This window comes from Type-D symbiont of Plautia stali (genome assembly GCF_001485335.1).
Taxonomy (GTDB): Bacteria; Pseudomonadota; Gammaproteobacteria; order Enterobacterales; family Enterobacteriaceae; genus Pantoea; species Pantoea vagans_C.
Map to the genome: position 1 here is coordinate 1 of NZ_BBOC01000077.1, position 25,693 is coordinate 25,693.

The window sequence follows — 25,693 nt, forward strand, 5'->3', positions numbered from 1 at the left end:
TAGGGATCCGAATTATTTGCACAACCCCTTTTTTCGATCTTTTTAATCGACTGGCGAGTTTTCGTTCTTTTCGCTGCGATCGCGAGCGATCCGCTCAAAAATCATCTTGTTTGCCAGCCCTATAAGCCGCAGGCTAGGTACATAAAGTGCAAAAGGAGAAAGATCATGTCAGAAGCCCTACGACCTTATAAGAACCATTTTCCGCAAACTGGCGATCGCGTCATGATCGATCGCAGCAGCGTGATAGTGGGCGATGTGCAGCTAGCCGATGATGTCAGCATCTGGCCGTTGGTTGCTATTCGTGGTGATGTGAACAAAGTGGTGATAGGTAAAAGAAGCAATATCCAGGATGGCAGCGTATTGCACGTCACGCACAAGTCCACCAGCACCCCAGAAGGTCATCCATTATTGATTGGGGAAGACGTGACGGTGGGCCATAAAGCCATGCTGCATGGTTGCAGTATTGGCGACAGAGTATTGGTTGGGATGGGATCGATTTTGCTTGATGGCGTAATTGTAGAAGAGGATGTCATGATTGGTGCCGGCAGCCTGGTGCCACCCGGCAAACGACTGGAAAGCGGCTATCTCTATGTCGGCAGCCCGGTTAAGCAGGTTCGCCCATTGAGCGAAGCTGAAATTGCGGGCTTACTTTATTCATCAAACAACTATGTTGGATGGAAGAATGAATACCTCGATCAGGAGAGCCAGATCCAGCCTTGATCGTTGATCTCGTCTGCACGGATCAGCTGTTCGGCTTCCTCTTCCACATCCCAGCGATGAGCGCAAAACAGCGCCATCGCTTCTCCAGAACCAAATCGGGTATGCAACGCTTCAGAAGGGATGGCGCAAGTGAATCCCATTCCCTGAACCAGGACGGGAAAAACGATCGCTTGTTTCTCCTCATCCCAGTTTTCACGATCGGGAAAGTGGATCGCCTGATTCACTGTTGCATCGCTTGCTTTAATTGAGCAATCACCGGCGTGATCTCCGGCATCGTGCCGTGCCATAGCTGGAAAGCATGCGCAGCTTGCCCCACCAGCATGCCCAAGCCATCAGCAAGCTGGTGTGCGCCATGCTGCTGGCACCACAGCAGAAATGGCGTTAGCCCCTGCTGATAGAACATGTCGTAACAACGAGTCTGTGCGGAAATCAATGTATCCGGCAACGGCGGAACTTTGCCATCGACGCCACTGGAGGTGGCATTAATAATGAGGTCAAACGTGTTGCTGGATAAATCAGTAAAACGTGCAGCCTGAATATTCCCACTATGCTGAAATATCTCTGCCAACTCCTCAGCACGTTCAACGGTACGGTTGGCCACCACAACAGAACACCCCATAGAAAGCAGAGGCAAAATTACACCACGCGCTGCACCACCCGCTCCCACTAATAGAATACGATCGCCAGGGCTAATCATCTCTAATCGCTGCAGGTCGCTCAGCAGGCCGATGCCATCGGTGTTATCGCCGAACACGGAGCCATCCGCTCTTTTTTTCAGAGTATTAACAGCACCGGATAAGGCTGCGCGTTCACTCAGCTCATCAGCGAATTCCCACGCTTGTTGCTTGAATGGCAGCGTGACGTTAGCGCCCTTGCCGCCAGCGGCAAAGAAGTCACTGATTGATAGCAGGAAGCCATCAAGCGGCGCGCAAATACGGCCATAGGTGTGATCAATACCTGTTTGCTCGGCAAAAAGGCCATGAATAAACGGGGATTTGCTGTGCGCAATGGGATGACCAAAAACGGCAAAATGTTCCATGAATTAACCCTGACGAATAAGTTCGCCGCTGATAACGTCGCGAATCTCTGAAGGATTGAGTCGCCCCCCTGTGGCAGCATGCAACACTGGGAAGTCAGTACCGAACTGCTGTGCGACCTCTTCGGCATTACGGCATGGAGGCTCACCAGACAGATTTGCACTGGTCGATACCAAGGGTTTGCCAAAGCCTCGACATAACGCTTGTACATCAGGATGGTCGCTCACGCGGATAGCCAGCGAATCAAAACGACCAGTTAACCAGCGCGGGGTGTGAGGCGTCGCCGGAACCACATAGGTGACGGGCCCAGGCCAGCTGGCAAACATACGCTCACGCTGCACAACAGTGAGTTCACGATCGGCGATATAAGGTTCCAACTGCGCGTAATCGGCAGCAATTAAGATCAGTCCCTTCTCAACTGGGCGCTGTTTAAGCGCCAGCAACGCCATCACCGCACTTTCGCTATCGGGGTCACAGCCTAGACCGAAAACGGCTTCGGTTGGATAAGCAATCACTGCCTGCTGCTGGAGTTGCTTAATGCAGAAATCAAGCGAGCCTGGTAAATACTGATGTTGTTTCATGATGATGATTCGTCCTGAGCTATGGGTTTGCCACAGCGTTTGCTGGCGCAAAAGCGCTTCATGCCTTGTGCGGTTTTCTTCTCAATGAGCAATGGGAACTGGCAGTGTGGGCATACACCGTCAACCGGTGTGGCGTTGATGGCAAACTGGCAGTCTGGGTAGCGGTCACAGGAATGAAAGGTTTTGCCGTAGCGTGAACGCCGCTGTACCAATTTCCCACTTTGACACTGGGGGCAAGCGATCGCAGTTTCGTCAGGCTTATCGATGGTTTCGGTATAATCACACTCTGGATAGTGACTACATCCGACAAACATACCAAACCTTCCCTGACGCAAAACTTTGTCCGCACCACATTCTGGGCAAGCATGACCTTCCAGAACTTTGACAATGTGTCCATCACCCTGGCTTTTTAGCGGGCGAATGTAGTCGCAGGTTGGATAATTGACACAGCCAAGAAAAGGGCCATGTTTACCGGCACGTATCACTAAATCTGCCCCGCAAGCGGGGCAGGGATCGTGTTTACGCACGGAGAATAATGCTGATTTACTCATAATTCCGACTGTATTAATCGCAAATTAATGCAGCATACCTTCATTGACGTCGAATAGCAGTTCTTCCATCTGCTGATAAGCGTTTTCACATCCAGGGATATTAAACAACACCATCAGCACCACCCATTTGAGGTCTTCCAGATCGAACTCCAGGGTATCAAGGGCCATAACACGTTCGATGACCATCTCGCGCGTTTCCATATTCAGCACCTGAACTTGCTCCAGGAACAAAATAAAACCGCGACACTCGGCATCTAAACGCTGGTTTTCCTCTTCCGTGTAGATTCGCATAGAGAGCGGATCGGTAGCCAGCAACACTGGCGGGACCAGACCATCCTGATAATCCGCTAACCGCTCAAGCCAATTCAACGCATTGTAGATATCTTCACGATGAAAACCGGCATCGGTTAAATCATCGGTCAATTTATCCTGGTCAACGCGCATTTCAGCTTCGTTGTGGATATAGGTCTCAAACAAGTACATAAGTACGTCGAACATGGCATGCCCTCCTCAATCGGACATAGCCGCCGGGTACAGCTGCGATCCATCCTGCTAACTCCAGCTCCAGCAACTGGGCTGAGATAACTGGCACAGGTTGGCCGGCACGTTCAGCGACGACGTCAACAGGTGTAACCTCATCACCTACGTTAGCCAACACGCTAGCAAATGGCAATGGAACATCGTCACTGTCTTGTGAATATATTGTTTCTGTTGTGGTTGCTGGCAGCCATTCAAGCGCGGAGTGTAAATCTTCAAGAATGTTATTGGGGTGTGCGACCAATAGTGCGCCCTGCTGGATTAACCAATGCGTCCCCTCACATCCCTTATTCCCGAGTGCACCGGGTAGCGCATAGACATTGCGATTTTGTTCCAGTGCATAGCGTGCCGTGATCAGTGAACCACTTTTTAGCGAGGCTTCGACCACCAGCACCCCTTGGCTTAAGCCACTGATAATGCGATTCCTGCGCGGAAAGTTCAGCGGATGCGGTATCGTATTGAGCGGGAACTCTGAAACCAGCGCGCCCTCGTTATCTATGATTTCCTTTGCCAGTGACTGATGGCTTTTGGGATAGACCTGTTGCAATCCACTGCCCAGCACCGCAACCGTTTTTCCCTGCGCCTCCAGTGCGGCACGGTGCGCAATACCGTCGATGCCGCGCGCGAGTCCACTGGTTATCACCAACCCACTCAGCGATAACTGCTGTGAAAACCAGTGCCCCCATTGTTTGCCATAATGTGAACAATATCGGCTACCGACTATTGCCAGCTGCGGCTGCAGCAAAACATCCGTATTTCCCTCGACATAAAGTAATACGGGACGCTGGCTGATTTCCGTTAGCCGAGCAGGAAAACGCGTATCAACACAGGCAATCAAATGGTGCATCGGGTCATGCAACCACTGGTGCGTGCGTTCCAACTGCCGCGGGCAAAGATCGTTGAATTGCTGGCGCTGTATGTCATTTAAACCAAGATGGCGTAGGAACTCATCATCCAGGGACATGTTGGTCTGCAGACACTGCGCTAAATCCATGGCGCGATGGCCGCGCAGCCCTTTGACATTTGCCAGCCTTAGCATCCCTTCAACTCTTTCCATGCTGCACTCCATTCAGCCCGCTATCATGCGGGGCAATGCTGTCAATCAGGCATCAAAAAGTCTACAATATGAGGAAGTAATCTTTTCTTTAACGCATACAGATCTGGATATTTATGTCAGTTTTGCAGGTATTACATTTCCCTGATGATCGCCTTCGTAAAATCGCTGCGCCCGTAGCGACGGTTAATGCAGACGTTCAGCGCATCGTCGACGACATGTTTGAAACCATGTACGCCGAAGAAGGCATTGGCTTAGCGGCAACTCAGGTCGATATTCATCAACGCATCATCGTCATCGATGTTTCTGAAAATCGTGATGAGCGCTTGGTGTTAATCAATCCCGAACTGCTGGATAAAGGTGGCGAAACCGGTATTGATGAGGGTTGCCTCTCAATTCCTGAACAGCGTGCTTTTGTGCCGCGTGCGGAATGGGTCAAAGTGCGGGCGCAAGATCGTGACGGCAACAGTTTCGAGTTAGAAACTGATGGCCTGTTAGCGATCTGTATTCAGCATGAGATCGATCATCTTGATGGCAAGCTGTTCATCGATTATCTGTCACCGTTGAAGCGCCAGCGCATCAAACAGAAACTGGAAAAGCTCGCCCGCATGAACGCACGCGAAGCCTGAGCACTAACAGAAGGTTAAACTGTGTCTGCACCGCTAAAAATCATCTTTGCCGGTACACCTGACTTCGCAGCGCGTCATCTTGACGCGCTGCTTGCTTCTGAGCATCAGGTGATTGGCGTATTCACCCAGCCCGATCGTCCAGCAGGACGGGGGAATAAACTCACCCCAAGCCCGGTTAAAGTTCTGGCGCAGGCTCATGATGTTCCCGTGTTTCAGCCAAAATCATTAAAGCCTGAAGAAAATCAGCATCTGGTGGCTGAGCTACAAGCCGATATCATGGTTGTGGTGGCCTACGGTTTGATTCTGCCAAAAGCGGTGCTTGATATGCCGCGCCTGGGTTGCATCAACGTGCACGGTTCGCTGCTACCACGCTGGCGTGGAGCGGCGCCCATCCAACGTTCACTCTGGGCTGGAGACCGTGAAACCGGTGTGACCATCATGCAAATGGATGTGGGTCTTGATACCGGCGACATGCTGCATAAACTTGCCTGCCCTATCACGCCCGAAGATACCAGCGCCTCGTTGTATGACAAGCTTGCGCAGCTTGGCCCACAGGGCATGCTCGACACACTGGAGCTGCTGGCCAAGGGTAGTGCGCAACCAGAAGTGCAAGACGAAGCACTGGTTTCATACGCTGAGAAGTTGAGTAAAGAAGAGGCCCGCCTCGATTGGTCTCTTTCTGCTGCTCAACTTGAACGCTGTATTCGTGCCTTCAACCCGTGGCCGATGAGCTATTTTCTGGTCGACGAGCAACCTGTCAAAGTCTGGCAGGCCAGCGTCTTACCTCATCAGAATAAGCAACCAGGCGAGATCATCCATGCCGATAAAAACGGCATTCAGGTTGCAACCACTGACGGTGTACTAAATCTACTGTCGCTGCAACCGGCAGGCAAAAAGGCAATGTCCGCACAAGACCTGCTCAATTCGCGTCGTGAATGGTTCACCACTGGCACCATTCTGGCCTGACCCTCAGCCCGGTTCTTACCGGGCTTTTGTTTGATGAATGAATATGAAAAAAGCAACCAACCTGCGTAGCCTCGCCGCGCAACTGATTGAACGCGTAGTTGATAAAGGGGAATCGCTAAGTGCCATTCTGCCTGGTGCGCAAAAAAGCCTGGCAGATAAAGACGGTGCGCTGCTGCAGGAAATCTGCTTTGGCGTCATGCGCACGCTACCTCAACTCGAAGCGTTAATTGGTAAGCTGATGGAGCGCCCGTTAACCGGCAAGCAGCGTGTGCTGCATTATCTGATTATGGTTGGCTTGTATCAGGTGTTATACACCCGTGTTCCCGCTCACGCCGCGCTGGCAGAAACCGTTGCCGGAGCCGAAGTGCTGAAACGCACTAATTTAAAAGGTTTGATCAACGGCGTACTCCGTCAGTTCCAGCGTCAGCAAGAAACGCTGATGGCTGAGGTAGACCAAGGGCCACAGCGTTACTGGCATCCGGGTTGGTTATTGAAACGCCTGCAAACTGCCTGGCCTGAAAACTGGCAGCAGATCGTGGAGGCGAATAATCAGCGCCCCCCGATGTGGCTACGCGTCAATCGCCAGCATCATAGCCGCGATGCATGGCTGGAATTGTTACAAGCCGAAGAAAAAGTCGCATTCGTTGGCGATGCGCCAGACGCACTGCGTCTTGAATCACCGGCACCCGTCAGTCAACTCCCGGGCTTCGAGCAGGGTTGGGTTACCGTGCAGGATCTTTCCGCACAGCGCTGCGCCCTGCTGCTTGAGCCGCAAAATAACGAAAGCATCCTCGATCTCTGCGCCGCGCCTGGCGGTAAGACCACGCATATTCTGGAAATTGCACCGCAGGCTCAAGTGCTGGCAGTGGATATCGATGAACAACGTCTCACTCGCGTGCATGAAAACTTGCAGCGATTAGGTATGCAATCAGAGGTGCGCCAGGGTGATGGGCGTACACCGTCAGACTGGTGTGGCGAGCAACAGTTTGATCGCATTTTACTGGATGCGCCCTGCTCTGCAACGGGCGTCATCCGCCGCCATCCAGATATCAAATGGCTGCGACGCGATCGTGACATTGCAGAGTTGGCCAATCTTCAGGGGGAAATTCTGGAAGCTGTCTGGCCACGTCTGAAATCTGGCGGAACCCTAATTTATGCGACCTGCTCAATTTTGCCTGAAGAGAACCATCAGCAGATCGCGGCGTTCCTGACGAAGCACAAAGATGCGGTCGCGGAGAAGCTACCAGAAGGCCAAATCAACGGCTGGCAAGTATTCCCCAGCGTAGATGGCGGTGACGGCTTCTTTTACGCTAAGTTAATGAAAAAATAGTGCAGCGCATTCTGACAAGAGCGATCCAACGATGAAAATCATTATCCTCGGCGCCGGGCAAGTAGGCGGTACACTCGCAGAAAATCTGGTGGGTGAAAATAACGACATCACCGTGGTCGATACGGATGCAACACGTCTGCGGGCACTGCAGGACAAATTCGACCTGCGCGTTGTGCACGGCCATGGTTCCCATCCACGCGTACTGCGTGAGGCCGGAGCAGAAGATGCCGATATGTTGGTTGCCGTGACCAATTCTGACGAAACCAACATGATCGCTTGTCAGATCGCTTACTCGCTTTTTAATACGCCAAACCGCATCGCACGTATTCGCGCAGCCGAATACCTGCGTGATGCGGAAAAATTGTTCGTGCCAGAAGCCGTACCGATTGACCACCTCATTTCACCTGAGCAGCTGGTAATCGACAACATTTACCGCTTGATTCAATATCCAGGCGCTTTACAGGTAGTGAATTTCGCCGAAGGAAAGGTCAGCCTCGCGGTGGTGAAAGCCTATTATGGCGGCCCGTTGGTCGGAAATCCGTTGTCCATACTGCGTGAGCATATGCCGCACATCGACACGCGAGTCGCCGCAATTTTTCGCCAGGATCGCCCTATTCGCCCTCAAGGCTCAACCATTGTTGAAGCCGGAGACGAAGTGTTCTTTATCGCCGCGAGCCAGCATATTCGCGCGGTAATGAGTGAGATGCAGCGTCTGGAGAAGCCTTACAAACGTATTATGTTAGTCGGCGGTGGCAACATCGGCTTTGGGCTTGCGCAGCGCCTCGAAAAACAGTACAGCGTGAAGTTGATTGAACGCAATCAACAGCGCGCTGCTGAGTTGGCGGAACGTTTGCACGATACCGTGGTGTTTTACGGTGATGCCTCGGATCAAGAGTTACTGGCCGAAGAGCATGTCGAACAGGTCGATCTGTTTATTGCCGTCACCAACGATGACGAAGCCAATATCATGTCGGCCATGCTGGCCAAGAAGATGGGCGCCAAAAAGGTGATGGTGTTGATCCAGCGCCGCGCTTATGTCGATCTGGTACAAGGCAGCGTGATCGATATTGCGATCTCTCCGCAGCAAGCGACGATCTCAGCCCTGCTGAGTCACGTGCGTAAAGCCGACATTGTCGGTGTTTCATCATTACGACGCGGCATCGCTGAAGCGATTGAAGCGATCGCTCATGGTGAAGAGACGACCTCACGCGTGGTGGGCCGCTTAATCGAAGATATCAAACTCCCGCCGGGAACCATAATTGGTGCGGTAGTACGTGGCGATGATGTGATCATCGCTAACGATAATGTCCGTATTGAACAGGGCGACCATGTGATTATGTTCCTGACAGATAAGAAGTTTGTCCCCGATGTCGAGCGCCTGTTCCAGCCAAGTCCCTTCTTCCTCTGATCGTGGCGGGCGATTGCCCGCCGTGATAATTCTGCTTAATCCGTTGTGATAATGGCAATTGCACAAAGGTTTGTTAGACTTTAGCCATTGGCCAAGGCAAGGAGATAACAATGAGTTTATTCAAAGAGTTTCGTGATTTTGCAATGCGTGGGAACGTGGTTGACCTGGCAGTCGGTGTCATTATCGGTGCCGCTTTCGGTAAGATTGTTTCATCACTGGTTGCTAACATCATCATGCCGCCACTGGGCTTGCTGATTGGCGGCGTCGACTTCAAACAGTTTAAGTGGGTACTAAAACCCGCTGAAGGTGATATCCCTGCAGTGGTGATGGAGTACGGCACTTTTATTCAAACCATCTTTGATTTTGTCATCGTAGCCTTCGCTATCTTTATGGCAATCAAAGTCATGAACAAGCTGTATCAGAAAAAAGAAGTGGAAAAGCCAGCACCAAAACCAACCAATGAAGAAGTGTTACTCACTGAAATCCGTGATTTACTGAAGCAACAAAACACCAAAGTGTAATAAGAAAGCCGCCCACTTAGGCGGCTTTTTTGACCGTAAAGCAGAAGGCCAGTGGTAAACTTTTTGGCTTACCACTGGCCTCCCAGTTCCCGCCTTTTGCATGTTTATCTTTGCGTCGATAACTGCCTTTCCCTTTGTGATTTTGCTCAACTCGCTGACGAAATAGCGGGTCATGAAGCAGTGCCTCAATGGCATTATCGTTAATCTTACCTTTTCGATGCTGATAGCGGCTCATAATGTCCTCCAGTGAATGATGGCGAAACTATAGGCTTTCCCGTGTGAAATTCAATCTTTGCTACAACAAATTTCTGCATGCGGTTCTTCTCCTTTTTCCAGCGCTTCAAGGATAGAGCAACAGGCACTGCTGTGCTGATCGCCGCAGCAGGTCTCGGCTAAACGTTCCAGTGAGCGCTGCATGATTTGCAGTTCTGCGATCATGCCATTCACTTCCTCTAAGCGCTTAGCGACGATCGCTTTCGATTCCTGGCAAGTGTGATGTTCAGGATCGATACGGATCGATAACAGACCACGGATCGAATCCAGACTAAACCCAAGCTGTCGCCCATAGCGAATAAAGCGCAGACGCTGCAGGTCTTCATCACTGTAAAGACGGAACCCACCCTGAGTGCGAATGTCATGATCCATCATTTGCTGTTTTTCATAAAAACGGATGGTGTCGGGTGTAACATCAGCAAGTTTTGCCAATTGGCCAATTTTATACACGCTACTTCTCCTGCTTCAGACGCTGACTTATGGATTCGCGATAGTCACCGCGTAAAAAGTCGGTGCTCATCCCGGCCTGGCGCAACTGCATCTCTAACAAAGTGAGTTTTTTATGCAGACTTTCAGCTTGCTGATCGGCGGGATCCAACTGACGTAAAAGATCGTTGATCTCCAGCGCTTCGCGCCGCATTGCCAGTTCAGGAGGTAAGAAGCCGGAGTTTTTAAGCAAACGGTAGGCGCTACGTAGTTCAGGTGGCACAGCACTATCATCATCCAACTGCAAAGGCGCACCTTCTCCAGGCAAATTACTCAGTTCGCCTTTTTCCAGCGCGGTGCGGATGTGCTGTTCTACCAGTTGATCGATAAACCACATATTGAACTCCTGCTAAAAGTACAGTGTTCAGCATAGCGAAAGAGGAGAGGAATGACAGGCAATAAAAAACCCGCCGAAGCGGGTTTTCTACGTTGTTACAGATTACTCTGCAACAGCTTCTGCTTGAGCTTCTGGACGATCAACCAGCTCGATGTAAGCCATCGGAGCGTTGTCACCAGCACGGAAGCCACACTTCAGAATACGAGTGTAACCACCGGCACGGCTCGCGAAACGCGGGCCCAGCTCGTTAAACAGTTTTGCCACGATCTCGTTATCACGAGTGCGGGCGAATGCCAGACGACGATTAGCTACGCTGTCGGTCTTGGCAAGAGTAATCAGCGGCTCAACTACGCGACGCAGTTCTTTGGCTTTCGGCAGAGTCGTTTTGATGATCTCATGACGAACCAGAGAACCGGCCATGTTGCGGAACATAGCCTGACGATGGCTGCTGTTGCGGTTCAGTTGACGACCACTCTTACGATGGCGCATGACCTTATCCTTCTCAGTGAAACCTTAACCTGTGATCTGATTATTCATCAGCAATGCTTGCTGGTGGCCAGTTTTCCAGGCGCATGCCCAGAGACAAACCACGTGAAGCGAGCACATCTTTAATCTCAGTAAGAGATTTTTTACCAAGGTTAGGCGTTTTAAGCAGCTCAACCTCGGTACGCTGTACCAGATCACCGATGTAGTGGATAGCTTCTGCCTTAAGGCAGTTAGCAGAGCGGACAGTCAATTCCAGATCGTCAACAGGGCGCAGCAGGATCGGATCGAATTCTGGTTTCTCTTCTTTCACTTCCGGCTGACGTACATCACGTAAGTCAACGAAAGCTTCCAGTTGTTCTGCCAGGATGGTTGCCGCACGACGAATCGCCTCTTCAGGATCGATTGTGCCGTTGGTTTCCATTTCGATGACCAGCTTGTCCAGGTCGGTGCGCTGTTCTACACGCGCTGCTTCAACATTGTAGGCGATACGGTCTACAGGGCTGTAGCAAGCGTCAACCAACAGACGGCCGATTGGGCGCTCATCTTCTTCCGAATGAATTCGGGCAGAAGCCGGCACATAACCACGACCACGCTGAACTTTGATACGCATGCTAATAGATGCGTTTTCATCGGTCAGATGGCAGATCACATGCTGCGGCTTGACGATTTCGACATCACCGTCGTGGGTGATATCGGCTGCAGTCACAGGGCCAATGCCAGATTTATTCAAGGTGAGAATAACTTCATCTTTACCCTGAACTCTTACCGCCAGCCCTTTCAGATTGAGCAGGATTTCCAGGATATCTTCCTGTACGCCCTCTTTGGTGGAGTACTCGTGCAGCACGCCATCAATCTCAACCTCGGTCACCGCGCAACCCGGCATGGAAGAAAGCAGAATACGGCGCAGTGCGTTGCCAAGAGTATGGCCAAAGCCACGCTCTAACGGCTCAAGGGTCACCTTGGCGTGCGTCGAACTCACTTGCTCGATATCTACCAGGCGCGGTTTTAGAAACTCTGTCACAGAACCCTGCATTGTGTCCTCTCTTTGGTACTAAGCTTTACTTAGAGTAAAGCTCGACGATCAGGTGTTCGTTAATGTCCGCAGACAGATCAGTACGTTCAGGCATACGCTTGAACACACCTTCCATCTTGGTCGCATCAACTTCCAGCCAGGTTGGCTTTTCACGCTGCTCAGCCAGCTCCAGAGCGGCCTTCACGCGAGATTGCTGTTTGGCTTTCTCACGGATGCTTACGACATCATTCGGAGATACCTGATAAGAAGCGATGTTAACAACGCGACCGTTTACCAGGATAGATTTATGGCTAACCAGCTGACGTGCTTCTGCACGAGTGGCGCCAAAGCCCATACGGTAAACAACGTTATCCAGACGACCTTCCAGCAGAGCCAACAGGTTTTCACCGGTGTTGCCTTTCAGACGTGCTGCTTCTTTATAGTAGTTACGGAACTGACGCTCCAGCACGCCGTAGATACGACGAACTTTCTGCTTCTCACGCAACTGGCCGCCGTAGTCAGACAGACGCGGTTTACGCGCACCATGCTGACCAGGTGGTTGTTCAATTTTGCACTTGGTATCGATCGCGCGAACGCCAGACTTAAGGAATAAGTCGGTACCCTCACGACGGCTCAGCTTGAGCTTAGGACCCAAATATCTTGCCATTTTCTTTCTCCAACTAACCTAAAAACGGGCGTTAAACGCGACGTTTTTTCGGCGGACGACAACCGTTGTGAGGGATTGGAGTCACATCAGTAATATTAGTGATGCGGAAACCAGCAGCGTTCAGAGCACGAATAGTTGATTCGCGACCCGGACCTGGACCCTTAACCATAACTTCCAGATTCTTAATACCGTAATCTTTCACTGCTTCTGCACAGCGCTCTGCAGCTACCTGAGCAGCAAACGGAGTAGATTTACGTGAACCGCGGAAACCGGAACCACCGGCGGTTGCCCAACCCAGTGCGTTACCCTGACGATCAGTGATGGTAACGATGGTGTTGTTAAAAGATGCATGGACATGAGCCACGCCATCTGAGACTTGCTTTCTTACACGCTTGCGTGCACGAACTGGTGCCTTTGCCATTATTTACTCACCCCGATTATTTCTTGATCGGTTTACGCGGACCCTTACGGGTACGTGCATTGGTCTTAGTACGCTGACCGCGAACTGGCAGACCACGACGATGGCGTAAACCACGATAGCAACCAAGGTCCATCAGACGCTTGATGCTCAGGGTGATTTCACGGCGCAGATCACCTTCAACAACGAATTTACCAACTGCTTCACGCAGCTGTTCAATTTGTTCTTCAGACAGCTCTCTGATCTTAACATCTTCGGCGATGCCCGTTGAAGCGCAGATGGCTTTAGAACGGGTTTTGCCGATTCCGAAAATCGAAGTTAATGCGATTACGGTATGTTTTTGATCAGGAATGTTAATGCCTGCTATACGGGCCACTATGCACTCCTATAATTAAATAAATGCGTCCCATGCTGAAAAGCCCGTTTTCAGGATACTCAAATGGTAACGCATCGACATACAAAAGATTGGCTGGCTAATCTAGCCAGCTCAACCCGACTTTGCAAGAAAAATATGTGACTATATCAGCCTTGGCGTTGTTTATGCTTTGGCTCGGCGCTGCAGATCACACGTACGACACCGTCGCGACGGATGATTTTGCAGTTACGACATAATTTCTTGACGGAAGCACGAACTTTCATTTTTACTCTCCGTAACTTCTCAAGCGCCTGAATTAACGGCTGTAGCCTTTCAGGTTAGCTTTCTTCAATGCAGACTCATACTGACTCGACATCATCAGAGTTTGCACTTGAGCCATAAAGTCCATGATGACAACCACTACGATAAGCAGCGATGTGCCGCCAAAGTAGAAGGGAACCTTCATGGCATCACGCATGAACTCCGGGATCAGGCAGATAAAGGTAATATACAGTGCGCCGATTAAGGTCAGACGTGTCATTACTTTATCGATATACTTCGCCGTTTGCTCTCCCGGACGAATTCCCGGTACGAATGCACCAGACTTCTTCAGGTTATCTGCTGTTTCACGTGGGTTGAACACCAACGCCGTGTAGAAGAAACAGAAGAAGATGATTGCAGTCGCATAGAGTAGCACATATAGCGGCTGTCCTGGTTGCAAATACAGCGAAATTGTTGTCAGCCAGTTCCAACCGGTACCGCCCCCGAACCATGACGCGATGGTTGCTGGGAACAGAATAATGCTGGAAGCAAAAATAGCCGGGATTACGCCCGCCATATTCACTTTCAACGGTAAATGTGTGCTCTGTGCAGCATATACACGACGACCTTGCTGACGTTTAGCGTAGTTGACCACAATGCGGCGCTGGCCACGCTCAACGAAAATAACAAAGAACGTCACTGCAAATACAAGAACTGCAACCAACAGCAACAGAAGGAAGTGCAGGTCACCTTGCCGCGCTTGCTCGATGGTATGGCCAATGGCCGGCGGAAGACCCGCAACAATACCCGCGAAGATAATGATCGAGATACCGTTACCGATACCTCGTTCAGTAATCTGTTCGCCCAGCCACATCAGGAACATTGTCCCGGTAACCAGACTTACAACAGCGGTAAAGTAGAATGCGAAACCTGGATTCATCACCAGGCCTTGCATTCCAGGCATATTCGGCAGACCGGTAGCAATACCGATCGACTGGAATACAGCCAGAACCAGGGTGCCATAGCGAGTGTACTGGCTAATCTTACGACGACCAGCTTCACCCTCTTTCTTAATCTCGGCCAACGCTGGATGAACCACCGTCAGCAACTGGATAATAATAGAGGCCGAAATATACGGCATAATACCCAGTGCGAAGATTGAGGCACGACTGAGAGCACCACCAGAGAACATGTTAAACATTTCAATGATGGTGCCACGCTGTTGCTCAAGCAGTTTGGCAAGTACAGTGGCATCGATACCGGGGATTGGAATAAAAGAGCCAATACGGAAGACAATCAGTGCACCGATTACAAACAACAGTCTGCGCTTCAGTTCACCAAAGCCACCTTTGGCACTTTGAAAATCTAATCCCGGTTGCTTTGCCATCTGCTACTTATTCCTCGATTTTACCGCCAGCAGCTTCGATCGCAGCACGAGCACCTTTGGTGACACGCAGACCACGAATCGTTACCGGAGCAGAAACTTCACCAGACAGAATCACTTTCGCGAATTCGATCTGAACACCGATGATGTTAGCTGCTTTCAAAGTATTCAGGTCAACAATACCGCCTTCAACTTTCGCCAGGTCAGACAGACGAACTTCTGCAGTGACCATTGCTTTGCGAGAGGTGAAACCGAATTTCGGCAGACGACGGTACAGAGGCATCTGGCCACCCTCGAAACCGCGACGTACGCCACCGCCAGAACGAGAGTTCTGACCTTTGTGACCACGACCACCGGTTTTACCGAGACCAGAACCGATACCACGACCCAGACGCTTAGAAGCGTGTTTAGACCCTTCGGCCGGAGACAGAGTGTTTAAACGCATCTCTTACTCCTCCACTTTCAGCATGTAGGAAATCGCGTTAACCATACCGCGTACAGCAGGCGTGTCTTCACGCTCAACGGTATGACCAATACGACGCAGACCCAAGCCAACCAGAGTGGCTTTGTGCTTAGGCAGGCGGCCGATTGAACTGCGGGTTTGTGTAATTTTAATAGTCTTAGCCATCGTGATTACCCCAGAATTTCTTCAACGGATTTACCACGCTTGGCAGCGACCATTTCTGGAGAATTCATATTGCCCAGGCCATCGATAGTTGCACGAACCACGTTAATCGGGTTAGTAGAACCATACGCTTTAGCCAGAACGTTATGTACTCCAGCGACTTCTAAAACAGCGCGCATTGCACCGCCGGCGATGATACCGGTACCTTCAGAAGCCGGCTGCATGAACACACGAGAACCCGTGTGAGCACCTTTAACAGGGTGCTGCAGGGTGCCGTGAGTCAGCGCGACGTTAATCATGTTGCGACGGGCTTTTTCCATCGCTTTCTGGATCGCTGCTGGAACTTCACGCGCTTTACCGTAACCAAAACCAACGCGGCCGTTACCATCACCCACTACAGTCAGTGCGGTGAAGGAGAAAATACGACCACCTTTTACAGTTTTAGAAACACGGTTTACCGCGATCAGTTTTTCCTGCAGTTCGCCAGCTTGTTTCTCGATGTTTGACATCTTAGACCTCTACCTTAGAACTGAAGGCCAGCTTCACGGGCAGCATCTGCCAGTGCCTGGACACGACCATGATATTGGAACCCGGAACGGTCGAAAGAAACATTAGTAATGCCTTTCTCGACAGCGCGCTCAGCCAGAGCTTTACCTACAGCTGCAGCAGCGTCTTTGTTACCGGTATACTTCAGTTGTTCGGCAATAGCTTTTTCTACAGTAGAAGCAGCAACCAAAACTTCGGAACCGTTCGGGGCGATCACCTGTGCGTAGATATGACGCGGGGTACGATGTACCACCAGGCGAGTAGCACCCAGCTCTTTGAGCTTGCGACGTGCACGGGTCGCACGACGGATACGAGCAGATTTCTTATCCATAGTGTTACCTTACTTCTTCTTAGCCTCTTTGGTACGCACGACTTCGTCGGCGTAACGAACACCCTTGCCTTTGTAAGGCTCAGGACGACGGTAGGCGCGCAGATCCGCTGCAACCTGACCAATCAGCTGCTTATCAGCGCCTTTCAGCACGATTTCAGTCTGAGTTGGACATTCAGCAGTGATGCCGGCCGGCAGTGCATGGTCAACAGGGTGAGAGAAGCCCAGGGCCAAGCTCACAGAGTTGCCTTTAACAGCTGCACGATAACCAACACCAACCAGTTGCAGCTTCTTGGTGAAGCCTTCGGTAACACCGATAACCATGCCGTTCAGCAGCGCACGAGCAGTACCTGCCTGTGCCCAAGCGTCCGCAAAACCTTCGCGTGGAGCGAAAGTCAGGGCGTTGTCTGCATGCTTAACTTCTACAGCACTGTTGATAGTACGAGTCAGCTCGCCGTTTTTGCCTTTGATCGAAACTTCCTGACCGTTGAGTTTTACCTCTACGCCCGCAGGAACAACGACAGGTGCTTTTGCAACACGAGACATTTTATCCTCCGATTACGCTACGTAGCAGATAATTTCGCCACCAAGACCAGCTTGGCGCGCTGCACGATCAGTCATGACACCTTTAGAGGTAGAAATTACAGCGATGCCCAGACCAGCCATTACTTTTGGCAGCTCATCTTTTTTCTTATAGATGCGCAGACCTGGACGGCTAACACGCTGAATGCTCTCTACCACAGACTTGCCCTGGAAATACTTAAGAGTCAGTTCCAGTTCAGGCTTGGTGTCGCCTTCGATTTTAAAATCTTCAATGTAGCCTTCTTCCTTCAGCACGTTGGCAATTGCCACTTTCAGCTTGGAGGAAGGCATAGAGACCGCAACTTTGTTCGCGGCTTGACCGTTACGGATACGGGTCAGCATATCCGCGATCGGATCTTGCATGCTCATCTGTGTTACTCCCGTGATTCAAATGGTGACAATTACCAGCTAGCCTTTTTCAGACCCGGGATTTCACCGCGCATTGCGGCTTCACGGACCTTGATACGGCTCAACCCAAACTTCCGCAGGAAACCGTGCGGACGACCTGTCTGACGGCAGCGGTTACGCTGACGGGAAGGGCTGGAATCACGCGGCAGACTCTGCAGCTTAAGAACAGCATCCCAACGGTCTTCGTCGGATGCGTTCACATCAGAAATGATCGCTTTCAGCTCAACGCGCTTAGCGAAGAACTTGTCTGCTAATTTTACACGCTTAACTTCGCGTGCTTTCATAGATTGCTTAGCCATTAAGTAACCCTACCTTACTTGCGGAACGGGAAGTCAAAGGCAGCCAGCAGAGCACGGCCTTCATCATCAGATTTCGCAGTAGTGGTAATGGTAATATCCAAACCACGAACGCGATCGACTTTGTCGTAGTCGATTTCTGGGAAGATGATCTGCTCACGAACGCCCATGCTGTAGTTACCACGACCATCGAAAGACTTAGCGGACAAGCCACGGAAGTCACGAATACGTGGAACAGCAATAGTGATCAGACGCTCAAAGAACTCCCACATGCGCTCGCCGCGCAGAGTTACTTTACAGCCGATCGGATAGCCCTGACGGATTTTGAAGCCTGCAACTGATTTGCGTGCTTTGGTGATCAACGGCTTTTGACCGGAGATTGCTGCCAGGTCAGCTGCTGCGTTATCCAGCAGTTTCTTGTCAGCGATCGCTTCACCAACACCCATGTTCAGGGTGATCTTCTCGACCCGAGGGACTTGCATGACAGAATTGTAGCCGAACTCAGACATGAGTTTCTGGACTACTTCGTCTTTGTAGTAATCATGCAGTTTCGCCATCGTACTACTCCAAATTACTTGATAGTTTCGCTATTAGACTTGAAGAAACGGACTTTTTTGCCTTCTTCGAATCTAAAGCCTACACGGTCAGCCTTGCCGGTTGCCGCATTGAAGATTGCAACGTTAGAAACCTGAATAGCAGCTTCTTTTTCAACGATGCCGCCTGGTTGGTTCAGAGCCGGGACAGGCTTCTGATGTTTTTTAACCAGGTTGATACCTTCAACGATGACCTTACCAGAAGTCAGGACATTCTTTACTTTACCGCGCTTACCTTTATCTTTGCCGGTAAGCACAATAACTTCGTCATTGCGACGGATTTTCGCTGCCATTGCTCGCTCCTTAGAGTACTTCTGGTGCCAGAGAGATAATTTTCATGAACTTTTCAGTACGAAGTTCACGAGTTACCGGCCCAAAAATACGCGTACCGATAGGCTGCTCGCTGTTATTGTTTAAAATAACGCATGCATTACCATCGAAGCGAATGACAGAACCGTCCGGGCGACGAACACCCTTCCTGGTGCGCACCACTACCGCCTTCAGGACATCACCTTTTTTCACCTTACCACGTGGAATTGCTTCCTTGATGGTAACTTTGATGATATCGCCGACGCCTGCGTAGCGACGGTGCGAGCCACCCAGAACCTTGATACACATTACGCGACGTGCACCGGAGTTGTCGGCGACGTTCAGCATAGTCTGTTCTTGGATCATTTTAGTGCTCCGCTAATGTCAACTACTACTTCGGGACCCAAACCTCAGGTCGTTAAAAAGCCCCATAATTGAGGGCGCGGCATTATAACACCGGTTCTCGCAGATGGGTAGAAAAAATGAACGGCTCAGACGAGCCGTTCATTTTATTTTTTAGAGGAAACGGATTCTATTACAGAATCGCTTTCTCTACAACGCGAACCAGAGCCCAAGACTTAGTCTTAGACAGTGGACGGGTTTCGCGGATTTCTACCACGTCACCAATTCCACACTCGTTGTTCTCGTCATGGATGTGCAGCTTAGTCGTACGCTTGATGAATTTACCGTAGATCGGGTGCTTCACGACACGTTCGATAGCAACAACTGCAGATTTCTGCATTTTGTCACTAATAACACGACCCTGCAGAGTACGGATTTTATCGGTCATTACGCCGCCTTCTCAGTCAGTAAAGTCTTAACACGTGCAACATCACGGCGCACTTGCTTCAGCAGATGGGTCTGCTGCAGCTGGCCAGATGCTGCCTGCATGCGCAGGTTAAACTGCTCACGCAGAAGGTTAAGAAGCTCAGTGTTCAGCTCTTCAACGCTTTTTTCACGCAGCTCATTTGCTTTCATTACATCACCGTCTTAGTTACAAAGGTGGTTTTGATAGGCAGTTTTGCTGCTGCCAGCTTGAAGGCTTCACGGGCCAGCTCTTCAGATACACCGTCCATTTCATACAGGACTTTACCTGGCTGGATCAGGGCAACCCAATACTCCACGTTACCCTTACCTTTACCCATACGCACTTCGAGCGGCTTCTCGGTGATTGGTTTGTCCGGGAATACACGGATCCAAATCTTACCTTGACGCTTAACTGCACGGGTCATAGCACGACGTGCTGCTTCGATCTGACGAGCAGTCAGACGACCACGGCCAACAGCTTTCAGACCGAAAGTACCGAAGCTGACATCCGTACCCTGCGCCAGACCACGGTTGCGGCCTTTGTGCACTTTACGGAATTTCGTACGCTTTGGTTGTAACATCAGCGACTCTCCTTACTTACGGCCTTTACGCTGCTGCTTTTTAGGTTGAGCAGCCGGTTCCGGTTGTTCAACAGCAGCCATACCACCCAGGATCTCACCTTTGAAGATCCATACCTTAACGCCGATTACACCATAAGTGGTGTGCGCTTCAGAGGTGTTGTAGTCAATGTCTGCACGCAGAGTGTGCAGTGGTACGCGACCTTCACGGTACCATTCGGTACGTGCGATCTCGGCACCGCCCAGACGGCCGCTGACTTCAACTTTAATACCCTTCGCGCCCAGACGCATTGCGTTCTGTACCGCACGCTTCATAGCACGACGGAACATCACACGACGCTCCAGCTGTGAAGTGATGCTGTCAGCAACCAATTTAGCGTCCAGTTCCGGCTTACGGACTTCGGCGATGTTGATCTGTGCAGGAACGCCAGCGATTTTCGCGACGACCGAGCGCAGTTTTTCTACGTCTTCACCTTTCTTACCGATAACGATACCCGGGCGAGCGGTGTGAATGGTCACACGGATGCTCTTAGCCGGACGCTCGATAACGATACGAGATACAGACGCTTTAGCCAGTTCCTTAGTAAGGAACTGACGTACTTTAAAATCGCTGTCCAGGTTGTCAGCGAATTCTTTGGTGTTCGCAAACCAGGTAGAGTTCCATGGTTTTACAATACCCAGGCGAATACCATTAGGATGTACTTTCTGACCCATTGCTAGTCTCCAGAGTCTCAGCGATCGGACACAACCACAGTAATGTGGCTGGTGCGCTTCAGGATGCGATCTGCACGACCTTTCGCACGCGGCATAATGCGCTTCATGCTTGGGCCTTCGTCTACGAAGATTTTCGCGACTTTCAGATCGTCGATATCAGCGCCATCGTTGTGTTCGGCGTTCGCAATGGCAGATTCCAGTACTTTCTTAACCAACACAGCAGCTTTCTTGTTGGTGTAAGTCAGAATATCCAGAGCCTGCGACACTTTCTTACCGCGAATCAGGTCAGCAACAAGGCGGACCTTCTGAGCAGAAGAACGAGCATGGCGATGTTGAGCAATAGTTTCCATCTCTTCCTCCTACTTATTTCTTCTTGGCTTTCTTATCTGCAGCATGGCCGCGATAAGTACGTGTCGGTGCAAATTCACCCAGTTTGTGGCCGACCATTTCGTCGGAAACAAAGACAGGAACGTGCTGACGACCATTATGGACAGCGATGGTCAAACCGATCATGTTAGGGAAGATCGTTGAACGACGGGACCAAGTGCGCAGGGGCTTCTTGTCACCGCTTTCCACCGCTTTCTCTACCTTCTTCAGCAAGTGCAGGTCAATAAAAGGACCTTTCTTGAGAGAACGTGGCATGGCTTATCCTCTAAAATTATTTGCTACGGCGACGTACGATAAATTTATCAGTACGCTTGTTGCTACGGGTCTTCTTACCTTTGGTCTGAACGCCCCACGGAGTTACCGGGTGCTTACCAAAGTTACGACCTTCACCACCACCGTGCGGGTGATCGACTGGGTTCATCGCAGTACCGCGAACGGTAGGACGAACACCACGCCAACGGGTTGCACCAGCTTTACCCAGAACGCGCAGCATGTGCTCAGCGTTACCGACTTCGCCCAGGGTTGCGCGGCAGTCGATTTCGACTTTACGCATTTCGCCAGAACGCAGACGCAGGGTTACGTAGGAACCATCACGCGCAACGATCTGCACGTAAGTACCAGCTGAGCGAGCAATCTGACCGCCTTTGCCTGGTTTCATTTCTACGTTGTGAACGGTAGAACCCACCGGGATGTTACGCATAGGCAGGGTGTTACCCGCTTTAATCGCAGCATCAACGCCAGATTGAACCTGATCACCAGCTTTCAGGCCTTTAGGGGCCAGGATGTAACGGCGCTCGCCATCTTTGTACAGAACCAGTGCGATGTTCGCAGAACGGTTCGGATCGTACTCAAGACGCTCAACAACTGCTGGGATACCATCTTTGTTGCGTTTGAAGTCAACAATACGGTAAGCCTGCTTGTGACCACCACCGATATGACGGGTAGTGATACGACCATTGTTGTTACGACCACCGGATTTGCTGTTTTTTCTAACAGCGGAGCAAAAGGTTTGCCCTTGTGCAGCTCTGGGTTCACCACTTTAACTACGTGACGACGACCCGGAGATGTCGGTTTACATTTAACAACTGCCATTGTCTTTCTCCTCCGACTTACTCAGCGCCGCCGACGAAGTCCAGGTTCTGGCCTTCCTTCAGGGTGACGTAAGCTTTTTTCCAGTCGCTACGACGACCGATACGCTGTCCGTGACGCTTAACTTTACCCTTAACAACCAAGGTGTTTACGTCTTTAACTTCAACTTCGAACAGTTTCTCAACAGCAGCAACGATCTCTGCTTTGGTCGCGTCTTTAGCAACTTTGAGAACGATGGTATTGGTTTTTTCCATCGCAGTAGATGCTTTTTCAGATACGTGCGGCGCGCGCACGACTTTCAGCAGACGTTCTTCACGGATCATGCCAGCATCTCCTCAACTTGCTTAACTGCTTCCGCAGTCATAACGACTTTGTCGAAGGCGATCAGGCTAACTGGGTCGATACCCGCTGCATCACGCACGTCAACCTTGTACAGGTTACGCGCAGCCAGGAACAGATTCTCATCCAGTTCGCCGGTGATGATCAGCACGTCTTCCAGCGCCATGTCTTTCAGTTTCTGTGCCAGCAGCTTGGTTTTCGGTGCTTCTACAGAGAACGTCTCGACAACGATCAGACGGTCCTGACGTACCAGTTCGGACAGGATGCTTTTCAGCGCGCCGCGGTACATCTTTTTGTTAACTTTTTGACTGTGGTCCTGTGGACGCGCAGCGAAGGTCACGCCACCTGAACGCCAGATCGGGCTCTTTACAGAACCTGAACGCGCACGGCCGGTACCTTTCTGGCGCCAAGGCTTTTTGCCTGAACCAGTTACTTCAGCACGAGTTTTCTGCGCACGAGTACCCTGACGAGCACCAGCGGCATAAGCAACAACAACCTGGTGAACCAGCGCTTCGTTGAAATCACGACCGAAGGTAGTTTCGGAAACAGTCAGCGCGCTCTGCGCGTCTTTCAGTACTAATTCCATTGCTATCCCCTTACGCCTTCACAGCTGGTTTAACAATCAGGTCGCTGCCGGTTGCACCCGGAACAGCACCTTTGACCAGCAGCAGGTTGCGCTCAGCGTCAACACGTACCACTTCCAGGCTCTGAACGGTTACGCGCTCATTACCCAGCTGACCAGCCATTTTCTTGCCTTTGAACACTTTGCCCGGAGTCTGGTTCTGACCGATAGAACCCGGAACGCGGTGAGACAAGGAGTTACCGTGTGTAGCGTCCTGGGTACGGAAGTTCCAGCGCTTAACGGTACCTGCGAAACCTTTACCTTTAGAGGTACCGGTAACGTCTACTTTTTTAACTTCAGCGAAGATTTCAACACTGATGCTCTGGCCTACTGAGTACTCTTCACCTTCGGTGCGGAATTCCCACAGACCACGGCCAGCTTCAACGCCAGCTTTAGCAAAATGACCTGCTTCTGGTTTGCCAACACGGTTTGCTTTTTTAGCACCGGTGGTCACCTGGATAGCTTGGTAACCGTCGTTTTCCAGGCCTTTGACCTGAGTAACGCGGTTTGCTTCAACTTCGATTACGGTTACTGGGATTGAAACGCCATCTTCAGTGAAGATGCGGGTCATGCCCACTTTTTTACCGACTAAACCAATCATTGTATCAACCTCTCAATCGCTCGATGACCTGATTAACCCAGGCTGATCTGCACGTCAACACCGGCAGCCAGATCCAGACGCATCAGTGCATCAACGGTTTTTTCAGTTGGCTCAACGATGTCTACCAGACGCTTGTGAGTGCGAATTTCGTACTGATCACGCGCATCTTTGTTAACGTGCGGAGAGATCAGAACGGTAAAACGCTCTTTGCGAGTTGGCAGCGGGATCGGACCACGTACCTGCGCACCAGTGCGCTTGGCAGTCTCAACGATTTCCGCGGTTGATTGATCGATCAGGCGATGATCAAACGCTTTAAGACGGATACGGATTCTTTGGTTCGACATGAGACCAAGGCTCCAAACATTTTATAAACGAAAAGAATTACTACCCACACCCATTACGATTGATGGAGGAGTGTAATCGTTCAGCATATAACTCCCCAATCGGGAGTATTGTCAGGCGATACATCACTCGCTATCGCCTGCGATTCTGCTCGAATCGCGCCATACCAATATCGGCAGGCCCGCGCATTATACGCAAATCAGTTCAGGAAGCAACCCGTGATGCGTTTTTAACCACATCATTTCAACTAAAAGACAAAAAAGCCTGTACCGATCGGATAACGACCCGTACAGGCTCACGACATTGCTAATGCAAAATGGGTTAGTTCGCGTGCTCTTCTTGTTGTAATTGGGCCTGCAGGTAATTCTGCAACCCGAGTTTTTGTACCAGGTCCAGTTCTGTCTCCAGCCAGTCGATGTGATGTTCTTCTTCACTCAGAATCTCAATCATCATGTCACGGCTTACGTAGTCATGAACTTTGTCCGCATAGGCGATGGCTTCACGTAAATCCTTCGCCCCTTCCAGCTCCAACGTCAGATCGGATTGCAACATCTCCGGGACATCTTCACCAATGCGCAGCCTGCCCAGATCCTGAAGATTGGGAATGCCTTCAAGAAACAGAATGCGCTCGATGTACTTATCCGCGTGCTTCATTTCATCAATGGATTCGTGATACTCGACATTGTTGAGGCGAATCAGCCCCCAGTTTTTGAACATGCGCGCATGAAGAAAGTACTGATTAATCGCAACCAGTTCATTCCCCAGCAGTTTATTGAGATGCGTTATGATTTTACTGTCGCCCTTCATTTTGCTTCCTCCGCTTCCAGGTAAATAGATCGTAGATGCGGATAAAAAGAAGTCAAAAAAACTGGACAGTTTTTGTGGTTATTAAGGTCTGGAAGGAATTATCAGGCTATCTCTTTGTACAGAGGCACCTTCTGCAACTCGTCATCCATGATCTCACGCGCCACGCGAATACACTTGCCGCACTGTTTCCCGATAGGGACAAGCTGGCGCAAATGCTGAATGGATTTGGGCTGATAACGACGAACAACTTCGCGGAGGGTTTTATCACTCACGGCATTACACAGACAGACGTACATTTACTGCATGCTCCAGTACAATTTCTGATCAAAGTGTAAATGAGAATGGTTTTTATTTCAAACGTAGCTTTTGTGTGGTTTTTCTATCTGTCATGAAATTTTGACGAAAAAAAAGAGCACCGCAGTGCTCTTCTTTCGTGCTGCGGTGGCTACCTAAGCAGCCACCGGCATTAACGCAATTAAGCGATAATTTCAGCAACAACGCCCGCACCAACAGTACGGCCGCCTTCACGGATTGCGAAACGCAGACCCTGATCCATCGCGATTGGCTTGATCAGAGTAACAGTCATTTTCACGTTGTCGCCTGGCATTACCATTTCAACGCCTTCTGGCAGTTGAACGTCGCCGGTCACGTCAGTAGTACGGAAGTAGAACTGAGGACGGTAGCCTTTGAAGAACGGAGTATGACGA

45 protein-coding genes and 1 pseudogene are annotated in these 25,693 nt (G+C 50.7%); 6 read left to right on the plus strand and 40 right to left on the minus strand.

Features of this window, described 5'->3' with window-relative positions; all coding sequences use genetic code 11:
* Window positions 1-165 precede the first annotated feature (165 nt).
* Window positions 166-720 (plus strand): gamma carbonic anhydrase family protein, encoded by a 555-nt coding sequence (locus PSSD_RS20180; RefSeq protein WP_058973468.1) that lies wholly within the window; start codon window positions 166-168, stop codon window positions 718-720.
* Here PSSD_RS20180 and PSSD_RS20185 read toward each other — a convergent pair.
* The 6 genes from PSSD_RS20185 to dprA are packed head-to-tail and all read right to left on the minus strand — an operon-like array spanning window position 696 to window position 4,483.
* On the minus strand, window positions 696-944 hold the full coding sequence (locus PSSD_RS20185; protein WP_039330866.1) for a DUF1488 family protein: 249 nt from the start codon (window positions 942-944) through the stop codon (window positions 696-698). The genes PSSD_RS20180 and PSSD_RS20185 overlap by 25 nt on opposite strands.
* Window positions 941-1,759 (minus strand): shikimate dehydrogenase, encoded by an 819-nt coding sequence (gene aroE, locus PSSD_RS20190; RefSeq protein WP_039330867.1) that lies wholly within the window; start codon window positions 1,757-1,759, stop codon window positions 941-943. Before aroE ends, PSSD_RS20185 begins: the two co-directional genes overlap by 4 nt.
* Before the next feature lie 3 nt (window positions 1,760-1,762).
* Window positions 1,763-2,338 (minus strand): L-threonylcarbamoyladenylate synthase type 1 TsaC, encoded by a 576-nt coding sequence (gene tsaC, locus PSSD_RS20195; RefSeq protein ID WP_039330868.1) that lies wholly within the window; start codon window positions 2,336-2,338, stop codon window positions 1,763-1,765.
* Window positions 2,335-2,889, minus strand: a complete 555-nt coding sequence (locus PSSD_RS26755) for a DNA topoisomerase family protein (protein WP_071885712.1) — start codon at window positions 2,887-2,889, stop codon at window positions 2,335-2,337. The genes tsaC and PSSD_RS26755 overlap by 4 nt, the downstream gene beginning before the upstream one ends.
* Before the next feature lie 24 nt (window positions 2,890-2,913).
* Window positions 2,914-3,387, minus strand: coding sequence for a DUF494 family protein Smg (gene smg, locus PSSD_RS20200; RefSeq protein ID WP_039330869.1), 474 nt, complete (start codon window positions 3,385-3,387; stop codon window positions 2,914-2,916).
* Complete coding sequence (gene dprA, locus PSSD_RS20205; protein WP_039330870.1) at window positions 3,359-4,483, minus strand: DNA-protecting protein DprA; 1,125 nt, start codon at window positions 4,481-4,483, stop codon at window positions 3,359-3,361. The genes smg and dprA overlap by 29 nt, the downstream gene beginning before the upstream one ends.
* 113 nt (window positions 4,484-4,596) lie before the next feature.
* Between dprA and def the strand changes: the two genes are divergently transcribed.
* The 5 genes from def (at window position 4,597) to mscL (ending at window position 9,334) form a co-directional block, all read left to right on the plus strand.
* Entirely contained in the window at window positions 4,597-5,109 is a 513-nt protein-coding gene (gene def / locus PSSD_RS20210; protein ID WP_039330871.1) for a peptide deformylase, read from the plus strand.
* Between the two features lie 21 nt (window positions 5,110-5,130).
* Window positions 5,131-6,075: a methionyl-tRNA formyltransferase gene (gene fmt / locus PSSD_RS20215; RefSeq protein WP_039330872.1), complete on the plus strand. Its 945-nt coding sequence runs from the start codon at window positions 5,131-5,133 to the stop codon at window positions 6,073-6,075.
* Between the two features lie 43 nt (window positions 6,076-6,118).
* A complete protein-coding gene (gene rsmB, locus PSSD_RS20220) occupies window positions 6,119-7,405 on the plus strand; it encodes a 16S rRNA (cytosine(967)-C(5))-methyltransferase RsmB (RefSeq protein ID WP_058973469.1) in 1,287 nt (428 codons plus the stop codon).
* Window positions 7,406-7,436: 31 nt separating this feature from the next.
* Window positions 7,437-8,813, plus strand: a complete 1,377-nt coding sequence (gene trkA / locus PSSD_RS20225) for a Trk system potassium transporter TrkA (protein ID WP_039330874.1) — start codon at window positions 7,437-7,439, stop codon at window positions 8,811-8,813.
* Window positions 8,814-8,923: 110 nt separating this feature from the next.
* A complete protein-coding gene (gene mscL, locus PSSD_RS20230) occupies window positions 8,924-9,334 on the plus strand; it encodes a large-conductance mechanosensitive channel protein MscL (protein ID WP_039330875.1) in 411 nt (136 codons plus the stop codon).
* Window positions 9,335-9,350: 16 nt separating this feature from the next.
* Here the strand turns inward: mscL and PSSD_RS20235 are convergent, their stop codons facing one another.
* From PSSD_RS20235 to PSSD_RS20400, 34 genes and pseudogenes are all read right to left on the minus strand, one after another.
* Window positions 9,351-9,569 carry an alternative ribosome-rescue factor A gene (locus PSSD_RS20235; protein ID WP_058973470.1) on the minus strand — a complete coding sequence of 73 codons (219 nt, stop codon included), beginning with the start codon at window positions 9,567-9,569 and terminating at the stop codon, window positions 9,351-9,353.
* A 50-nt stretch (window positions 9,570-9,619) separates the two neighbouring features.
* Window positions 9,620-10,057, minus strand: coding sequence for a Zn(2+)-responsive transcriptional regulator (gene zntR, locus PSSD_RS20240; RefSeq protein ID WP_039330877.1), 438 nt, complete (start codon window positions 10,055-10,057; stop codon window positions 9,620-9,622).
* 1 nt (window position 10,058) lies between these two features.
* Window positions 10,059-10,430, minus strand: coding sequence for a DnaJ family domain-containing protein (locus PSSD_RS20245; RefSeq protein WP_058973471.1), 372 nt, complete (start codon window positions 10,428-10,430; stop codon window positions 10,059-10,061).
* 102 nt (window positions 10,431-10,532) lie between these two features.
* Complete coding sequence (gene rplQ / locus PSSD_RS20250; protein WP_004160560.1) at window positions 10,533-10,919, minus strand: 50S ribosomal protein L17; 387 nt, start codon at window positions 10,917-10,919, stop codon at window positions 10,533-10,535.
* A 40-nt stretch (window positions 10,920-10,959) separates the two neighbouring features.
* Window positions 10,960-11,949, minus strand: a complete 990-nt coding sequence (locus PSSD_RS20255) for a DNA-directed RNA polymerase subunit alpha (protein WP_007891688.1) — start codon at window positions 11,947-11,949, stop codon at window positions 10,960-10,962.
* Window positions 11,950-11,974: 25 nt separating this feature from the next.
* A complete protein-coding gene (gene rpsD, locus PSSD_RS20260; protein WP_039330879.1) occupies window positions 11,975-12,595 on the minus strand; it encodes a 30S ribosomal protein S4 in 621 nt (206 codons plus the stop codon).
* A 31-nt stretch (window positions 12,596-12,626) separates the two neighbouring features.
* A complete protein-coding gene (gene rpsK, locus PSSD_RS20265) occupies window positions 12,627-13,016 on the minus strand; it encodes a 30S ribosomal protein S11 (protein WP_004160563.1) in 390 nt (129 codons plus the stop codon).
* Window positions 13,017-13,032: 16 nt separating this feature from the next.
* Entirely contained in the window at window positions 13,033-13,389 is a 357-nt protein-coding gene (gene rpsM / locus PSSD_RS20270) for a 30S ribosomal protein S13 (protein WP_039330880.1), read from the minus strand.
* A 146-nt stretch (window positions 13,390-13,535) separates the two neighbouring features.
* Window positions 13,536-13,652: a 50S ribosomal protein L36 gene (gene rpmJ / locus PSSD_RS20275; protein WP_004160566.1), complete on the minus strand. Its 117-nt coding sequence runs from the start codon at window positions 13,650-13,652 to the stop codon at window positions 13,536-13,538.
* 32 nt (window positions 13,653-13,684) lie between these two features.
* Window positions 13,685-15,016, minus strand: a complete 1,332-nt coding sequence (gene secY / locus PSSD_RS20280) for a preprotein translocase subunit SecY (RefSeq protein WP_039330881.1) — start codon at window positions 15,014-15,016, stop codon at window positions 13,685-13,687.
* Window positions 15,017-15,023: 7 nt separating this feature from the next.
* Window positions 15,024-15,458 carry a 50S ribosomal protein L15 gene (gene rplO, locus PSSD_RS20285; protein WP_034830738.1) on the minus strand — a complete coding sequence of 145 codons (435 nt, stop codon included), beginning with the start codon at window positions 15,456-15,458 and terminating at the stop codon, window positions 15,024-15,026.
* A gap of 3 nt (window positions 15,459-15,461) precedes the next feature.
* Complete coding sequence (gene rpmD, locus PSSD_RS20290; RefSeq protein WP_021186404.1) at window positions 15,462-15,641, minus strand: 50S ribosomal protein L30; 180 nt, start codon at window positions 15,639-15,641, stop codon at window positions 15,462-15,464.
* A gap of 5 nt (window positions 15,642-15,646) precedes the next feature.
* A complete protein-coding gene (rpsE, locus tag PSSD_RS20295; protein ID WP_007891679.1) occupies window positions 15,647-16,147 on the minus strand; it encodes a 30S ribosomal protein S5 in 501 nt (166 codons plus the stop codon).
* 14 nt (window positions 16,148-16,161) lie between these two features.
* Window positions 16,162-16,515 (minus strand): 50S ribosomal protein L18, encoded by a 354-nt coding sequence (gene rplR / locus PSSD_RS20300; protein WP_008104733.1) that lies wholly within the window; start codon window positions 16,513-16,515, stop codon window positions 16,162-16,164.
* A gap of 9 nt (window positions 16,516-16,524) precedes the next feature.
* Window positions 16,525-17,058, minus strand: coding sequence for a 50S ribosomal protein L6 (gene rplF / locus PSSD_RS20305; RefSeq protein WP_039330885.1), 534 nt, complete (start codon window positions 17,056-17,058; stop codon window positions 16,525-16,527).
* A 12-nt stretch (window positions 17,059-17,070) separates the two neighbouring features.
* Window positions 17,071-17,463, minus strand: a complete 393-nt coding sequence (gene rpsH / locus PSSD_RS20310; protein ID WP_039330888.1) for a 30S ribosomal protein S8 — start codon at window positions 17,461-17,463, stop codon at window positions 17,071-17,073.
* A 32-nt stretch (window positions 17,464-17,495) separates the two neighbouring features.
* Window positions 17,496-17,801 (minus strand): 30S ribosomal protein S14, encoded by a 306-nt coding sequence (rpsN, locus tag PSSD_RS20315; protein WP_007891666.1) that lies wholly within the window; start codon window positions 17,799-17,801, stop codon window positions 17,496-17,498.
* Window positions 17,802-17,815: 14 nt separating this feature from the next.
* A complete protein-coding gene (gene rplE / locus PSSD_RS20320; protein ID WP_006120591.1) occupies window positions 17,816-18,355 on the minus strand; it encodes a 50S ribosomal protein L5 in 540 nt (179 codons plus the stop codon).
* A gap of 14 nt (window positions 18,356-18,369) precedes the next feature.
* Window positions 18,370-18,684 (minus strand): 50S ribosomal protein L24, encoded by a 315-nt coding sequence (rplX, locus tag PSSD_RS20325; RefSeq protein WP_039330891.1) that lies wholly within the window; start codon window positions 18,682-18,684, stop codon window positions 18,370-18,372.
* 10 nt (window positions 18,685-18,694) lie between these two features.
* Complete coding sequence (gene rplN / locus PSSD_RS20330; protein ID WP_006120590.1) at window positions 18,695-19,066, minus strand: 50S ribosomal protein L14; 372 nt, start codon at window positions 19,064-19,066, stop codon at window positions 18,695-18,697.
* Between the two features lie 169 nt (window positions 19,067-19,235).
* Complete coding sequence (gene rpsQ / locus PSSD_RS20335; RefSeq protein ID WP_038644333.1) at window positions 19,236-19,490, minus strand: 30S ribosomal protein S17; 255 nt, start codon at window positions 19,488-19,490, stop codon at window positions 19,236-19,238.
* Window positions 19,490-19,678 carry a 50S ribosomal protein L29 gene (gene rpmC, locus PSSD_RS20340; RefSeq protein WP_039330894.1) on the minus strand — a complete coding sequence of 63 codons (189 nt, stop codon included), beginning with the start codon at window positions 19,676-19,678 and terminating at the stop codon, window positions 19,490-19,492. Before rpmC ends, rpsQ begins: the two co-directional genes overlap by 1 nt.
* The gene (rplP, locus tag PSSD_RS20345) at window positions 19,678-20,088 is read right to left on the minus strand and encodes a 50S ribosomal protein L16 (protein WP_015962145.1); all 411 of its coding nucleotides are present in this window, start codon (window positions 20,086-20,088) and stop codon (window positions 19,678-19,680) included. The genes rpmC and rplP overlap by 1 nt, the downstream gene beginning before the upstream one ends.
* A 12-nt stretch (window positions 20,089-20,100) precedes the next feature.
* The gene (gene rpsC, locus PSSD_RS20350; RefSeq protein WP_039330895.1) at window positions 20,101-20,799 is read right to left on the minus strand and encodes a 30S ribosomal protein S3; all 699 of its coding nucleotides are present in this window, start codon (window positions 20,797-20,799) and stop codon (window positions 20,101-20,103) included.
* Between the two features lie 17 nt (window positions 20,800-20,816).
* Window positions 20,817-21,149 (minus strand): 50S ribosomal protein L22, encoded by a 333-nt coding sequence (rplV, locus tag PSSD_RS20355; RefSeq protein ID WP_007891659.1) that lies wholly within the window; start codon window positions 21,147-21,149, stop codon window positions 20,817-20,819.
* 13 nt (window positions 21,150-21,162) lie between these two features.
* Window positions 21,163-21,441 (minus strand): 30S ribosomal protein S19, encoded by a 279-nt coding sequence (gene rpsS, locus PSSD_RS20360; RefSeq protein WP_001138115.1) that lies wholly within the window; start codon window positions 21,439-21,441, stop codon window positions 21,163-21,165.
* Window positions 21,442-21,457: 16 nt separating this feature from the next.
* Window positions 21,458-22,278: pseudogene (gene rplB, locus PSSD_RS20365) on the minus strand (50S ribosomal protein L2).
* Window positions 22,279-22,295: 17 nt separating this feature from the next.
* On the minus strand, window positions 22,296-22,598 hold the full coding sequence (gene rplW / locus PSSD_RS20370) for a 50S ribosomal protein L23 (RefSeq protein WP_007891652.1): 303 nt from the start codon (window positions 22,596-22,598) through the stop codon (window positions 22,296-22,298).
* Window positions 22,595-23,200: a 50S ribosomal protein L4 gene (gene rplD, locus PSSD_RS20375; RefSeq protein WP_034830751.1), complete on the minus strand. Its 606-nt coding sequence runs from the start codon at window positions 23,198-23,200 to the stop codon at window positions 22,595-22,597. Before rplD ends, rplW begins: the two co-directional genes overlap by 4 nt.
* Window positions 23,201-23,210: 10 nt before the next feature.
* A complete protein-coding gene (rplC, locus tag PSSD_RS20380) occupies window positions 23,211-23,837 on the minus strand; it encodes a 50S ribosomal protein L3 (protein ID WP_039330898.1) in 627 nt (208 codons plus the stop codon).
* A 32-nt stretch (window positions 23,838-23,869) separates the two neighbouring features.
* A complete protein-coding gene (gene rpsJ, locus PSSD_RS20385; protein WP_006120582.1) occupies window positions 23,870-24,181 on the minus strand; it encodes a 30S ribosomal protein S10 in 312 nt (103 codons plus the stop codon).
* Between the two features lie 319 nt (window positions 24,182-24,500).
* Window positions 24,501-24,986, minus strand: coding sequence for a bacterioferritin (bfr, locus tag PSSD_RS20390; protein WP_058973472.1), 486 nt, complete (start codon window positions 24,984-24,986; stop codon window positions 24,501-24,503).
* 101 nt (window positions 24,987-25,087) lie between these two features.
* Window positions 25,088-25,282 (minus strand): bacterioferritin-associated ferredoxin, encoded by a 195-nt coding sequence (bfd, locus tag PSSD_RS26760; RefSeq protein WP_039330903.1) that lies wholly within the window; start codon window positions 25,280-25,282, stop codon window positions 25,088-25,090.
* 179 nt (window positions 25,283-25,461) lie between these two features.
* Window positions 25,462-25,693, minus strand: a 232-nt coding sequence (locus tag PSSD_RS20400) for an EF-Tu C-terminal domain-related protein (RefSeq protein ID WP_500812364.1), incomplete at its 5' end; no start/stop codon positions are given.